A 13912-nucleotide genomic window follows, 5' to 3' on the forward strand; every position below is an offset into this window, starting at 1 on the left:
ATCTCACAACGAATCATACTTTTAATGTTGCTCCATTAGTAAGAGTCTAATATAAGTTTATCCCATTTTATGGCTGAGCATAGTTTCAATTGAGGTGAAATATATGAAGAAAAGTTACTATAGCACGATTATGTTTATCTCTATACTCCTAAATGTTGTATTGATCGTGTTTTTTATTAGTCAATATTCAAATCTTTTTGGTTCAAAAGATAAAATTTCTGCCTATTACAATAGTTTCTACGAAAGTGTGAGTACTTTGGATCGGACGTTAGATCAAATCGATGAATCTAAGGAAGACATGCAGATTATCAGTAATATGTATGAATCCAATATCAAGTTAGACATTTAAATGATCGTTTTGTCTATTTAGAAGATAATATAGGAAAATATTCGAAATTAGATTTGCCTGATATTAAAAATAAATTAGGTTTGATTAAATTCAATTACTACTCATTCATGCAAGATCAGATCTTGGATTACGATAAGGTTGAGTCAGAAAATTTTAAAGAATACAGAAAAGAAATTAAAGATTTTTTGGGGAATCTACCTGAAGAATATAGTGATTCCAAACAGTTCGTGCAAAAGTTCAATGATGCAGTTAAATCTTTAGAAATTATCCATTCGTTTTGATTAGATTGGCACTGAGAATGCAGAAAAACTCGACAATATGAGTTTTTCTGCATTCTTTTTTGTTTAAAAAGTGCTTGACTTGGAGTTAACCTCAACTGATAAAGTTTAGGACAAGGAGGGTTTATATTGCACTTAATGAGGAATTATTAGAGAAAAACAAAGCTATCTATACGATAAGACCGTTTTAATGAACAGTTTTAATAAATAAGTTTACTATTATACAAATGCGCTTATATTAACCATTGAATCAAAACTGAACGAGAGTATAATAAAAAACATCTCAGATTTATATATAAGGAGAAGAGAGAAACTATGTGTAAAACTCATGTATTAAGTGTTAAAGGTCCAAAAGCGCCTTTCGAAAAAACGATTATTGAACGTAGAGAGTTACGTGCAAACGACGTATTAATAGATATCAAATTTTCTGGAATTTGCCACTCTGATATTCATAGTGCATTTGATGAATGGGGAGGCGGGATATTTCCAATGGTACCAGGTCATGAGATTGCTGGAGTAGTATCAGCTATTGGGACTGAAGTTAAGCGATATAAAGTAGGAGATCGTGTCGGTGTTGGTTGCTTCGTTGACTCTTGTGGAGAATGCGAATATTGTCTTCGTGGAGATGAACAATATTGTACAAAAGGTGTAATTAACACATATAACTCACTAGATTATGATGGCAATCCAACATATGGTGGATATAGCCAAAAAATCGTTGTAAAAGAAGAGTTTGTTGTTCGTATTCCAGAAGTATTAGGTTTGGACGTAGCAAGCCCGCTATTGTGTGCAGGCGTAACAACGTACTCTCCATTAAAAAAATGGAACGTCTCGCCAGGCAAGAAAGTCGCTATCGTGGGAATGGGCGGTCTGGGCCATCTAGCTGTTCAATACGCACATGCTATGGGTGCTGATGTAACGGTATTAAGCCAGTCGATGAATAAGAAAGATGAAGCTATTGAATTTGGTGCTGATTATTACTTTGCAACAAGTGATCCAGCTACGTTTACAGAGCTAGCTAACAGCTTCGACCTAATATTAAACACAGTTTCTGCGAATCTTAACGTAGACGCATATTTATCTATGCTACGTGTAGATGGAACACTAGTGAATGTTGGCGCTCCAGCCGAACCAGATCAATTCAGTGTTTTTTCATTGATTATGAGTCGACGCAACCTCGCTGGTTCACTCGTTGGGGGAATTCGTGAAACTCAGGAGATGCTCGATTTCTCTGCACAACACGGCATTGCACCTAAGATCGAAGTTATTCGAGCAGATCAAGTAGACGAAGCGTATGAACGTGTCCTGCGTAGTGATGTGCGTTATCGTTTTGTTATCGATATGTCCACAATGTAAAGCCAATTGTTCTGCTAATACTTGGTAGGTTACAGTTCTTTCATTGGTAAAAGAGAAAGTAGGAATAAATAATGAAAAATGAACATTTAAGCAACAGCACAATATTTCCTTTGGGAGAAAAACTAGGCACAAACTTTATTGGCGATGCCTATTTACAAATGATACTTACCGATAGTTCACCACTAGATGCAGTGATAGGAAATGTTACCTTTGCACCTAAAGCTCGCAATAATTGGCACTCTCATAAAGTTGGTCAAGTACTATTAGTCACTGGCGGAGAAGGTTGGTATCAAGAAGAAGGTAAAGCTGCCCAATTACTTAAAACAGGTGATGTAGTTAACATTCCATCAAATGTGAAACATTGGCATGGTGCAACGAAATACAGTTGGTTTGTACACTTGGCCATTTCCCCAGGAGAAACGAATTGGTATGAATCTGTTGAAGATGAATGGTTCGACAAGTTGTAAACGTATCGAAGTAATATATAAATGAGGTGATTAAATGGACTATGTAACATTAAATAACGGAGTGAAAATGCCTATTTTGGGATATGGAGTTTACCAGATAACAGATCAGACTGAATGTGAAACATGTGTTGCTGATGCTATAAGTGTGGGTTACCGTTCAATTGATACTGCGCAAGCATACGGGAATGAAGAAGCGGTAGGTCGCGCGATTAAGAAAAGTGGAGTAGCAAGAGAAGAGCTATTTATTACAACAAAAGTGTGGATCTCTAACGCGGGATATGATAAGGCTAAATCATCCATCATAGAATCTATGAGTAAACTTCAATTAGATTATTTGGATTTAGTTCTTATTCACCAGCCATTCAATGATTACTATGGTACTTACCGTGCAATGGAGGAACTGTATAAGGAAGGAAAAATAAAAGCTATCGGTGTAAGCAATTTCTATCCGGACAGATATATTGACCTTGTTCAATTCACTGAAGTCGTTCCAGCTGTCAATCAGGTGGAAACTCATGTGTTCAACCAACAGATAAAAGCACATGAAATTATGAATAAATACAACACACAAATCGAATCTTGGGGTCCATTTGCCGAAGGACGTAACGATTTTTTCACTAATGTAACATTGCAAGCAGTTGGAGATACTCACAACAAATCTATAGCACAAGTTGCTCTGCGTTTTCTGATTCAAAGAGGTGTAGTCGTTATTCCAAAAACTACACATAGAAATAGAATGGAAGAAAATTTCAACGTATTTGATTTTGAATTGTCTGCTGCGGAAATGGAAAAAATAACTGCGTTAGATACGGGTGAAAGTGCATTTTTCTCTCACTATGATTCTAAAACTGTAGAGTTTTTAACTGATTACGGTAAGAAAGAATTGAAATAATCTTCGGTTCAACAGTAAGTCCTTGGTTGTCAAGCCAAGGGCTTTTTGCTTATCTCAATGTCTGATTCATCATTGTTAAAATTGGAATTAATCGGCTTTGACTAAACTTAGAGAGGTTGATATAGTTAGCAGACAAATAAATCGTACACGATTGAATAATGTGATATAGATTATTGTAACTAGAATGAAGTATTTAGGAGATACACCGGCCCTAGGTGTCGACTTGACGAATCGGCCACCTCAAAGTCCAATGGATCCTATGTTGGCATTAACAGTAATTGCAAGAGAGACTGAGCGTATAGGACTCGTAGCTACTTTGTCCACAACGTTTAATGATCCATATAACGTAGCCCGACAGTTTAAAGCTTTAGACGTCATAAGTCATGGACGTGCAGGATGGAACGCAGTTACTACTTCAAATCAAGCCGCTGCTGCCAACTTTGGTAGTCATGTTGCAAGCCAAACAGAAAGATATGAGAGGGCGCACGAGTTCATTCAGCTAGTTCAATCTTTATGGGGCAGTTGGGAAGAAGGTGCAATGAAACTAGACGTGGAAAGCGGCATTTATGCTGATATGGATAAGATTAAACCAATTAATTTAGGTGGAAAATACTTATCTTCTCATGGCCCATTACGGATTCCTCCATCTGAGCAAGGACAGCCTGTTATTTTCCAAGCAGGTGGTGGGAATGAGGGACTAGAACTTGCAGGTCTTTACGCTTCAGGCGTGTATGCTAGTCCATACGATATTCCCTCGGCTAAAGCTTATCGTGAAATGGTACGTCAAAGCGCAATAAACTTTGTGGGGTTATTAATTATCACCCAGTCGTTGCCGGAACTCCTGAGCAGGTAGCCGATTTTATGGAGCAATGGTATGTTTCAGGAGCGTGTGATGGCTTTGCAATCCAGCCAGATGTTAGCTTTGACGGTGTTGCTGATTTCGTAGAACAAGTCATTCCGATACTACAAAAGCGTGGCTTGTTCCATAAAGATTACGAAGGGACTACTTTACGCGAACATATGGGAGTAACCTATCAATATGGACTCAGATTATAGAAAATAACCATATTTCGTTATTTCTGTTATCTTTATTACAACTAAAAAGCATCTCCAGTAACTGTGGGGATGCTTTTTTTGTCTTTGCAGCTGACAAATTACGTGAGTGGAGTATGTTACTATACACGCACCCTATTGTATGTAAAAAAGAATGTGGGAAATCTTAATTTATAACATGACTGAAGATATAGGATCTATTTATTACCCTCAGTTTTTAACAATTAAACCTGAAATTGAAGGTAGGAAAATCAACATTATTAAAACAGAAAGAATAAATGGATTTAGAGGATTCATTCTTGAAATCACATTAGAAGTTGAACCCACAATGGCTCACCACGTCCCAGTAGGAAAAGATCTTTTAACTTATCAAATTTCCTATGGTCCAGTTGTGAGACTAATATTCTCAAAACATCTAGAGACATATACTTTGCCTGATGATTTACAGCAGTTTCAAGCTAGAAACGTATTCCAAAGATAAATTAAATCAATAGTTGACAAGACACCAAATGGTGACCTATTATTAAAAGGACACTAGATGGTGTCTAATTAGCAATTCTCTCCTTGTGGGCACTATTTCCGAAGAACCGCATACATTAAGGAATTTATGCAATTAACGACTGTCCCTTGGTAATACTATTTAGGAGCGGGTGTTGTGAGCGAGAACAACCAGTTACGGGATGTGTTTGACGCGATTGCAGATCCAACTAGGCGCCGGCTGATTCAACTATTAGCAGAGTCAGAGGAGATACCACTTCATGAATTAACGGTACAATTTCAAATGGGCCGGACTGCGGTTTCGAAGCATTTGACAATCCTTAAAGAGGCTGGACTGGTAATTGACCGAAAAGTTGGTAGAGAAACGCGATTTAGGTTAAACGCTGCTCCACTTAGAGAAATTCAAGATTGGGTGGCTTTCTACAGTAAGTTTTGGAATACGAATATGATGCGCTTGAAGCAACTATTAGAGGAGGAAGAAATATGAGTTTAAAATTAGAATTGGATTTTCAGTATACGGCAACGATTGAGAAGGTTTGGTCTGCCTTAACAGACGCTAACAAGCTTGCTAAGTGGATTTTGGCAAATGATTTTAAGCCTGTCGTGGGACACCGTTTTCATTTTCAAGCTGAGCCAAATGAATGGTGGGATGGTCTTATTGAAGGAGAAGTGCTAACCGTGGAGGGACCTAACCTGTTGTCCTATACTTGGGCAAGCGCAGGAGAGCAGCACACAGTAACATGGACTTTGCAAGATTTAGGGGATGGAAAAGTTAATCTTCATCTTGAGCAAACAGGATTCTCAAATCCTCAAGGACTCGAAGGTGCTAAGTATGGCTGGAGTGCATGGTGCGGCCAGCTTGAAAAAGCTTTGGATTAATAACAGAATCCGGTATTTACTTTAAGAACCAATTTACACTATCGGAAGGATGTTAGTCATGAGCGAATCTAATCAGGAATATATCGTTATCTCGGCTGCTAGAGAAAACAATCTGAAGAACGTATCTTTGCGGATTCCTAAGCGGAAGATAACGATTTTTACTGGTGTATCCGGATCTGGAAAGTCATCGATTGTATTCGATACGATTGCCGCAGAATCTACGCGTTTACTGAATGAGAACTTTAGTATGTTCGTACGTAATTTCCTACCGCGCTATCCGCAGCCAGATGCTGACGCGATTGAAAACTTAAGTATGGCTGTAATCGTGGATCAGAAACGACTGGGCGGAGGTTCCCATTCTACGATGGGTACGATTACTGATATCTCTCCCATTCTACGACTTCTCTTCTCAAGAGTAGGAAAGCCCTATGTTGGTCAAGCTCATATGTTCTCGTTTAACGATCCGCAAGGTATGTGCCTTGAGTGTAACGGAATCGGACGCAAGCTTGGCGTAGACATGAAAAAAGCAGTAGATATGTCAAAATCGTTGAATGAAGGGGCATTAATGCTTCCCGACTATACAGTAGACGGCTGGGATTGGAACATTGTCCTACAATCAGGCTCCTTTGATCCCGATAAGAAGCTAAGTGATTATTCAGAAGAAGAACTAGATTTATTACTATATGGCAAGGCGCGGAAAGTAAAGATGGATTTCGCTGGTAAGGCAACAAATATTACAGTTGAAGGCGTCATTGAGAAGTTCAGCAATAAATACATTAAGCAGGATGTGAAGACGAAGTCCGAGCGCACACAAAAAACTGTTGCACCGTTCATCACCGAGGGTCCTTGTTCCAGTTGTAAAGGCGCGAGACTCAGTCAAGCCGCACTCAGCTGTAGGATCAACGGACTTAATATTGCGGATATGTCCTCGATGGAGGTAGGAAAACTGAACCATGTCCTTCGGGAGATTGACGATGCGATCGCCACGCCGGTAATCAAGTCACTAACGGAACGTCTGCAGCATCTGGTGGATATCGGACTTGACTACTTGACTCTTGACCGCGAGACGGATACATTGTCTGGCGGAGAATCACAGCGCGTCAAGATGGTAAAACACTTGAGCGGCAGTCTCGTGGATGTTACTTATATTTTCGATGAGCCTAGCGTCGGCTTGCATCCCCGTGATGTAAACCGGTTAAATGCATTACTCCAAAAGTTACGCGACAAGGGTAATACCGTAATTGTCGTCGAGCATGATCCCGATGTAATTAAGGTGGCGGATCATATCGTCGATGTGGGTCCTTACGCTGGTAGCCGTGGCGGTACCATCATGTATGAAGGAAGCTATCAAGGACTACTAGAAACAAATACTTTGACAGGTACTCATATGAAACGACCGCTCCAACTGAAACAAGATTGCAGGCAATCATCAGGAAAGATGTCCATCAAGGATGCTTCACTGCATAACCTACAGAATGTGAGTGTAGATATTCCAACTGGAATACTGACTGTTGTTACGGGTGTCGCTGGTTCAGGCAAGAGCACGCTAATTAACGACATATTCCTTAGACAGCAGTCAGATGCAATCGTTATCGACCAATCAGCGATAGGCGTTTCAACACGTTCGAATCCCGCTACCTACACTGGCATTATGGATGATGTTCGTAAAGCGTTTGCTTCTGCGAACAAAGTCAATCAAGGCTTGTTCAGCTTCAATTCCAAAGGAGCTTGCGAGAATTGTCAAGGGCTTGGCGTTGTATATACTGATCTAGCATTCCTCGAAAGCGTAAAACTGCCGTGCGAAGTATGTGGCGGTAGACGCTTTAAAGATGAGGTACTTGAATACAAACTTAACGGTAAGTCGATTGCTGAAGTGCTAGAGATGACTGTGGAACAGGCATTGGAATTTTTTCAGTTAAAAGAGGTAGTTCGCAAACTCCAAGCAATGAGTGATGTCGGACTGAACTATATTACACTAGGCCAACCGCTCAGTACGCTTTCGGGCGGGGAATGTCAGCGCATCAAACTGGCAAGTGAGCTTCATAAAAAGGGTAGCATCTACGTGATGGATGAGCCGACAACTGGACTACATATGTCAGATATCGGTCACCTTTTGGAAATCATGAATCGCCTTGTGGATGCAGGCAATACGGTAATCGTCATCGAGCATAATCTCGATGTGATTAGCCAAGCCGATTGGATCATCGATATGGGACCAGACGGAGGTAGTAAAGGCGGCAACGTAGTGTTCGAGGGCACACCTGGGCAGATCATCCATGTGGAGCAGTCGATTACAGGGAAATACTTGAGATAATTCATAACTTGACTAAAAATCGCTACAATATAACTTAATTGAAATAGCAACAAAACCCGTATTCCATGAGTGAGCTGGAATACGGGTTTTGTTGTTTCTAATTGTTTTTAGCTAATTAAAATGTACATGGTTGCTTCTTTTGGGAAAATACCATACTCAGAAGAGTTAGGCATCTTCCTTATTCATTACTTGTAATACACTTTATCCATATTGTATCTCGCTCTACGGCGATTGATAATGAATGTCTCATAGATTTCCCGATCAACTGCATCTTCGACCAAGCAAACTTCGATTTTGAATATTTCATCGCGTTTGTCTTTCATTACGGATACTGAATCTTCGAAATGTTTCTTGATGCGAGGGCGTAGCTTACGCGCCTTGCCAACGAACAATAGCTCATCTTGCTCATTGTAGAACATAAAGATGCCGCCTAGTTCACGCGAAATAAGGTGAAAATCGGTAAAGCCGTAAATATTGCTAAGCTCAGGATTTTCTTGTTTCATAATAGTAACATCGGGTGTTGGTACAGTAATCTGAATCAAGCGTATTCACTTCCTCTTTCGTTATAAGTAAAATCGTATCATAAATCGAACAAGAATACACCTCATATAGCAATTCTGCAAAAAAATACTTAATCTGAATGAGAGTTTCGTGAATCTAATGCTAACAACTTCTGATATTTACGAGGAGAATAACCTGTGATTTGACGGAACTGGCGACTAAAATGTTCAATATTAGAATAACCGCATATTACTGCGATTTCGGCAATCCGATACGGACTATGGAGCAGCTTTTCCTTGGCAAGCCGAACACGGCATTGAATGACGTCATCCATACACGAAATGCCAAAGGTTGTCTTATAAATGGTTTGTAAATAACCAAGACTAAGGTGCACCTGTTCAGCCATAGACTGAACCATCCAAGGATGACCTGGATTGTTGTAAATCGCTTTACGAAGATTCAACAAATTTTGATAGTGCGGAGTATTATTCGAACTTTTCGAAGCTTCAATAAGTTTATTAATGATTATTCGGAATAAGTAATCCATAGTTAGCTCTCGATAGTCACAAGAAAAGAAATGCTCAGCCGAAAGAAGCTGAAACAATTGGTGGAAATATTCCGGGTCAGGCATAGGAAAAGGGACTCCATGTGGAAGCTTTGATTCCTTCAGATAAGTTTCGTCTGAATCAAAATGAATCCAGTCATTCCCATAGCTATCAGCACATGCTTGGTAGAGAATCTTCTGATGAGGTTGGAAGAGTACTGCGCAATTGGCAGGGTATTCCTTCATTTCATCATGAACCCAGAATTGGGCAGGCGTTCTAGTAAGAAGTAGCAACCAGGTGTTATGTCCATCAGGGACATCATAAACAAAATCAGCTGAATGGATGCCATCATACCCAGCATAGTGTATTGTTATCATGTCATTAACCTTTCTTAGAATAAATCAAATTTATGTCAGTATATATCATTCAATTGAATGTTGTCATTAACTTATAATTTTATGTAGTAGCTTTACTTTTTTACTACATCTTATATTGATGTGGCAGTAAAATAGTGTCATTCGATATTAGAAAAAATCAAAATATATTATAAGCATTAATTTATGGAAAACTATTATGAGGTGAAATCATGAAATTCCGCAATCCTATAGTTAAAGGCTTTTACCCTGATCCAAGTGTCTGTAAAGCAAATGATAAATACTATCTCGTTTGCAGTTCTTTTCATTATTATCCTGGAGTTCCTTTGTTCGAAAGTGATGATTTAGTTAATTGGAGACAAATTGGACATTGCTTAACAAGACAATCACAAGTTTATCTTGAGAATATAGAGAGTTCTGGAGGAGTGTTCGCATGCAACATTAGATATGATAATGGTCGTTTTTACATGACTACAACTAATAATTCCACCCAACAAAATTTCTACGTCTGGACAGATGATATATACGGAGAATGGTCTGAACCAATTAATGTGGATCAAGGCGGAATAGATCCTTCTTTTTATTTTGAAGGAAATTCAACTTACTTTATGAGTAATGGTATCGATGAAAATGGAAGAAATAGCATCTTTCAATGTGAGATAGATATCGAAACAGGAGAAAAACTTACACCTAGTCGTGTTATCTGGCATGGTACAGGAGGAAGGTATTTGGAAAGTCCTCACTTGTATAAAATCAACGATCTCTATTACTTAATGGCAGCAGAAGGCGGAACAGAATATGGTCATATGATTATCTATGCAAGGGGAGACTCTCCTTACGGCCCTTTTGAAGCTTATCTCAATAACCCGGTTCTAACAAACAGGAATCTTGGTGGATATGAGATTCAAGGTGTTGGCCATGGAGAGTTAATCCAAGATCACCATGGGAATTGGTGGATTTTTCATTTGGGATTTAGACAAATCGGTAGATGGATTATGCATCACCACCTAGGTAGAGAAGTATTTTTGATGCCAGTTACATTTCATCAGGATAAATGGTTTACGGTGGGAAGCGATGGTACGACGCAGGACGAAGTTGAAATAATGCATATTCCCAATACGACAAAACAGATTGAACAAACGCAATATACTTTTCATAATACAAAATGGGATATAGATTGGTGTTATTTACGTTACCCCGATAAAGCGAATTATATTGCTCAAGAAAGTGAATTGAAATTAAGAAGTTCACTGATTACATTAGATATGGCAAATTCACCGACCTTTATTGGATTGCGGCAAAGAGATTTCCATGTTGAAATTTCATGTGAAATTAGAGTCAATGATGGTGAGGCCGGAATAACACTATATATGGATGAAAATCATCATTATGATTTTGCTTTAAGAAAATCAGGTAATACAATCGAAGCCATTAAGCGTCTGAATATAGGAGATATTAAGTCCATACACAAACAATCAATTATTAATTCGAATATAGCAACTTTAAAAATTACTTCAAATCATGAAACTTACTCTTTTCAAGTAATAAGCGATGGCAAAGTAATTGATTTGGGTTTTGCGCAAACTAGATACTTATCCTCAGAGGTTGCCGGAGGTTTTACCGGTGTTGTAATCGGATTATATGCACAAGATGGAACTTGTTCTGAGTTTAATGACTTTAATGATTTCATATGTACTTACTTAGATGAATAATATTTGTTAATTTAATAATGGTCTATAATGAAATGCTCTGGAAATTAGATTTAGTTGGCAAGAGTTTAATTGAGTCAACACTTGAACTCTTTTTAATTTCACGTTATAATCATTAAAACTATACAAATGTTCAATTTGGAGGAGCCTGTCACCAAGGGTGTACTATGCTATTTTTTAGCAAAGTAGACCGTTGGTGACGGGCTTTTTGTGTTTAACTTTTCCTATGTACATGGGAGCAGTATCAAATTGAAATTACTGTGGCTTATTACAATAAGTAGTTTAACTACACATGAAGGGAAGATTTAGATGGAGTTCATTTTGTATTTAGTATTAATTCTCTTTTTCACAAAAATTGCCGGGCATTTATCTGTGAGGCTTGGTCAACCATCTGTTCTAGGTAAGTTGATCGTAGGTATTATTTTAGGACCCGCTGTATTAGGTTGGGTGGAGAGTACTGAATTTATCCATTATATATCAGAAATTGGCGTACTCTTGCTTATGTTTATGGCTGGTTTGGAGACTGATTTGAAGCAATTACAACAAAATTGGAAAGCTGCATTTTCAGTTGCAATAGCTGGTATTGTACTGCCTTTTATAGGGGCATATGGAGTAGCCGAGTTATTCGGATTAACTCAAAACTCTGCATTATTTATGGGCGTATTGTTTAGTGCAACATCTGTAAGTATTACTGTTCAAGTGCTGAAAGATATGGACAAATTAAATACGCGGGAAGGTACAACTATTTTAGGTGCTGCAGTAGTTGATGATGTTTTAGTAGTTATACTATTAGCAGTAATGATGAGTTTCATGGGTACAGGCGAAGAAATATCATTAGGATTACTTGTTGGTAAAAAAATACTATTTTTCGGTATCATTATTGTAGTGGGTTGGTTAGTTGTTCCGAAATTCATGAAATTATTATCAATGCTCAAAGTGACAGAACCGATCATTACAGTAGCATTAATCGTATGTTTCGCTTTTTCATATTTCGCTGACCTGATGGGTATGGCAGGCATTATAGGTGCTTTTGCAGCTGGTATTGCTATTTCACAAACAAACTTTAAGCATGTAGTGGAGACAAAAATAGAACCGATTGCATATTCAATATTTGTTCCTGTGTTTTTTGTAAGTATAGGATTGAACGTTTCTTTTGAAGGAGTGGGAGCTCAACTTGGCTTTGTTCTTGTCCTAACGATCGTCGCAATACTTACCAAGATGATCGGCGGAGCATTAGGAGCTCGCTTAACTGGATTTAATAATAGATCTTCAATGTCTATAGGAGCTGGAATGATCTCAAGAGGGGAAGTAGCGTTGATCATTGCCTCTACAGGTCTACAAGCAGGATTATTGCTACCTGAATATTTCACATCTGTCATTCTCGTTGTAATTGTAACAACGCTTGTTGCTCCACCAATATTAAAGTTGTTTTTCAAGGAGTCCGCAAAAACAATTATCAATAGAAACGATAAAGATTTTCACCAAAGTTTTTAAATTATTTCGCAAATGAGTGGATAGTTAGTTCTAAACGAATATACAAATTTTTAGAGGAACCTGACATTTAATTCGCAAGTGTATTTCTTAATAAAATACCGCTGATATCAGGTTCTATCTAATTTTATTTTTGTTAAGTGCAATAAAGATTAGTATAGAATAATGCTTCTGTTTCAATTTTTCAATATTCTACTGGAATTAACAATTACAGCTTTATTAGCTATTTAAGTACATTTGACCTTATACCTAGAGGTGATTATTATTAACGATCATACGATTTATAAAAGCAGAGAAGGTAGGCAAAAAATTCTTGACAACTACGATGCCTACTTGAAATTGTTTGATGAACAATTAGAGAGTGTTTATGTTGACACACGTTTTGGGAGCACGCATACGTTGGTCACTGGACCCGTATACGGAAAGCCAATCATTATATTTCAAGGAGGAAACTGCATTAATCCGATGACCTTATCATGGTTTTCTTCATTGTTTAAGGAATATCGAATATATGCACCAGATACAATTGGACATCCAGGATATAGTGCAGAAACAAGGGTTTCAGCTCAAGATGATAGCTTCGCTCTGTGGATTTCTGACCTGATGAAATACTTCAATGTAGATAAAAGTGCATTTATCGGTCCTTCCTATGGTGCAGGTATTATTCTAAGACTAGCTGCATTCATGCCTGAGAAAATCTCATGTTCGGTTCTTGTTTCCCCTGCTGGTATTCAGTTAGGTTCGAAAATGAAAATGATACAAAAAATCTTGCTTCCTATGATGTTGTTTAATATGACCTCATCTCAAAAGCAATTACAAAAGATTTCTGATGTAATGTCATATCATACGATGAAATCAATCGATAAGCTTATTATTGGTGAAATTTTCACACATGTGAAATTAGAACAGGATATGCCCAAACTTACAGAGAGCGAGGAGCTAATTAGTTATTTATCTCCTACAATGGTCATAGTCGGTAATCAAGATATATTCTTTCCATCAGAAAAATTATAAATAAGGCTAAAGCGATTATTCCCAACTTAGTAACAGTTACCGAGTATGAAATGGGTCATTTTCCTTCCGAGGATTACTTGGAGAAAATCAATAATGATATTAAGGAGTTCCTTAATTTAAACTATTGAATATGATTTACTAATAATATGTATCCTTTCTGATCATCATAGAAATGAAAGGATGTGTCGCACA

General features: G+C 38.0%; 15 protein-coding genes. 13 read left to right on the top strand and 2 right to left on the bottom strand.

What is annotated here, in order from left to right; genetic code table 11:
• Positions 1 to 103 precede the first annotated feature (103 nt).
• From NV377_RS04195 to NV377_RS04240, 10 genes are all read left to right on the top strand, one after another.
• Entirely contained in the window at positions 104 to 349 is a 246-nt protein-coding gene (locus tag NV377_RS04195; protein ID WP_258199902.1) for a hypothetical protein, read from the top strand.
• 593 nt (positions 350 to 942) lie between these two features.
• Positions 943 to 1983, top strand: coding sequence for an NAD(P)-dependent alcohol dehydrogenase (locus NV377_RS04200; protein ID WP_258199903.1), 1041 nt, complete (start codon positions 943 to 945; stop codon positions 1981 to 1983).
• Positions 1984 to 2054: 71 nt separating this feature from the next.
• Positions 2055 to 2450, top strand: coding sequence for a cupin domain-containing protein (locus tag NV377_RS04205; RefSeq protein WP_258199904.1), 396 nt, complete (start codon positions 2055 to 2057; stop codon positions 2448 to 2450).
• Positions 2451 to 2484: 34 nt separating this feature from the next.
• On the top strand, positions 2485 to 3342 hold the full coding sequence (locus NV377_RS04210) for an aldo/keto reductase (RefSeq protein ID WP_258199905.1): 858 nt from the start codon (positions 2485 to 2487) through the stop codon (positions 3340 to 3342).
• A 223-nt stretch (positions 3343 to 3565) separates the two neighbouring features.
• Entirely contained in the window at positions 3566 to 4195 is a 630-nt protein-coding gene (locus tag NV377_RS04215; protein ID WP_258199906.1) for an LLM class flavin-dependent oxidoreductase, read from the top strand.
• Between the two features lie 8 nt (positions 4196 to 4203).
• Positions 4204 to 4398, top strand: a complete 195-nt coding sequence (locus NV377_RS04220) for a hypothetical protein (protein ID WP_258199907.1) — start codon at positions 4204 to 4206, stop codon at positions 4396 to 4398.
• 151 nt (positions 4399 to 4549) lie between these two features.
• Positions 4550 to 4876: a DUF3888 domain-containing protein gene (locus NV377_RS04225; RefSeq protein ID WP_373425790.1), complete on the top strand. Its 327-nt coding sequence runs from the start codon at positions 4550 to 4552 to the stop codon at positions 4874 to 4876.
• A 174-nt stretch (positions 4877 to 5050) separates the two neighbouring features.
• Positions 5051 to 5380 carry an ArsR/SmtB family transcription factor gene (locus NV377_RS04230; RefSeq protein ID WP_258199909.1) on the top strand — a complete coding sequence of 110 codons (330 nt, stop codon included), beginning with the start codon at positions 5051 to 5053 and terminating at the stop codon, positions 5378 to 5380.
• A complete protein-coding gene (locus NV377_RS04235; RefSeq protein ID WP_258199910.1) occupies positions 5377 to 5772 on the top strand; it encodes an SRPBCC family protein in 396 nt (131 codons plus the stop codon). The genes NV377_RS04230 and NV377_RS04235 overlap by 4 nt, the downstream gene beginning before the upstream one ends.
• A gap of 58 nt (positions 5773 to 5830) precedes the next feature.
• Entirely contained in the window at positions 5831 to 8086 is a 2256-nt protein-coding gene (locus tag NV377_RS04240) for an ATP-binding cassette domain-containing protein (RefSeq protein ID WP_258199911.1), read from the top strand.
• Between the two features lie 185 nt (positions 8087 to 8271).
• Here NV377_RS04240 and NV377_RS04245 read toward each other — a convergent pair whose 3' ends face one another.
• Both NV377_RS04245 and NV377_RS04250 read right to left on the bottom strand, forming a co-directional pair.
• Positions 8272 to 8628, bottom strand: coding sequence for a GIY-YIG nuclease family protein (locus NV377_RS04245; RefSeq protein ID WP_258199912.1), 357 nt, complete (start codon positions 8626 to 8628; stop codon positions 8272 to 8274).
• A gap of 89 nt (positions 8629 to 8717) precedes the next feature.
• Positions 8718 to 9509, bottom strand: coding sequence for an AraC family transcriptional regulator (locus tag NV377_RS04250; protein WP_258199913.1), 792 nt, complete (start codon positions 9507 to 9509; stop codon positions 8718 to 8720).
• A 209-nt stretch (positions 9510 to 9718) separates the two neighbouring features.
• Here NV377_RS04250 and NV377_RS04255 point away from each other — a divergent pair, with 209 nt between their 5' ends.
• The 3 genes from NV377_RS04255 (at position 9719) to NV377_RS04265 (ending at position 13720) form a co-directional block, all read left to right on the top strand.
• Positions 9719 to 11218 (top strand): glycoside hydrolase family 43 protein, encoded by a 1500-nt coding sequence (locus NV377_RS04255; RefSeq protein ID WP_258199914.1) that lies wholly within the window; start codon positions 9719 to 9721, stop codon positions 11216 to 11218.
• A gap of 306 nt (positions 11219 to 11524) precedes the next feature.
• Positions 11525 to 12709 carry a cation:proton antiporter gene (locus NV377_RS04260; RefSeq protein WP_258199915.1) on the top strand — a complete coding sequence of 395 codons (1185 nt, stop codon included), beginning with the start codon at positions 11525 to 11527 and terminating at the stop codon, positions 12707 to 12709.
• Positions 12710 to 13105: 396 nt separating this feature from the next.
• The gene (locus NV377_RS04265) at positions 13106 to 13720 is read left to right on the top strand and encodes an alpha/beta fold hydrolase (RefSeq protein WP_258199916.1); all 615 of its coding nucleotides are present in this window, start codon (positions 13106 to 13108) and stop codon (positions 13718 to 13720) included.
• Positions 13721 to 13912 lie beyond the last annotated feature (192 nt).

Source organism: Paenibacillus endoradicis, assembly GCF_024721975.1.

Bases quoted from the DNA above. Each gene is read 5' to 3' on its own strand.
- NV377_RS04255 (WP_258199914.1), top strand. From the start codon at position 9,719: ATGAAATTCCGCAATCCTATAGTTAAAGGCTTTTACCCTGATCCAAGT.
- NV377_RS04260 (WP_258199915.1), top strand. From the start codon at position 11,525: ATGGAGTTCATTTTGTATTTAGTATTAATTCTCTTTTTCACAAAAATT.
- NV377_RS04235 (WP_258199910.1), top strand. From the start codon at position 5,377: ATGAGTTTAAAATTAGAATTGGATTTTCAGTATACGGCAACGATTGAG.
- NV377_RS04240 (WP_258199911.1), top strand. From the start codon at position 5,831: ATGAGCGAATCTAATCAGGAATATATCGTTATCTCGGCTGCTAGAGAA.
- NV377_RS04210 (WP_258199905.1), top strand. From the start codon at position 2,485: ATGGACTATGTAACATTAAATAACGGAGTGAAAATGCCTATTTTGGGA.
- NV377_RS04225 (WP_373425790.1), top strand. From the start codon at position 4,550: ATGTGGGAAATCTTAATTTATAACATGACTGAAGATATAGGATCTATT.
- NV377_RS04220 (WP_258199907.1), top strand. From the start codon at position 4,204: ATGGAGCAATGGTATGTTTCAGGAGCGTGTGATGGCTTTGCAATCCAG.
- NV377_RS04250 (WP_258199913.1), bottom strand. From the start codon at position 9,509: ATGATAACAATACACTATGCTGGGTATGATGGCATCCATTCAGCTGAT.
- NV377_RS04195 (WP_258199902.1), top strand. From the start codon at position 104: ATGAAGAAAAGTTACTATAGCACGATTATGTTTATCTCTATACTCCTA.
- NV377_RS04200 (WP_258199903.1), top strand. From the start codon at position 943: ATGTGTAAAACTCATGTATTAAGTGTTAAAGGTCCAAAAGCGCCTTTC.
- NV377_RS04205 (WP_258199904.1), top strand. From the start codon at position 2,055: ATGAAAAATGAACATTTAAGCAACAGCACAATATTTCCTTTGGGAGAA.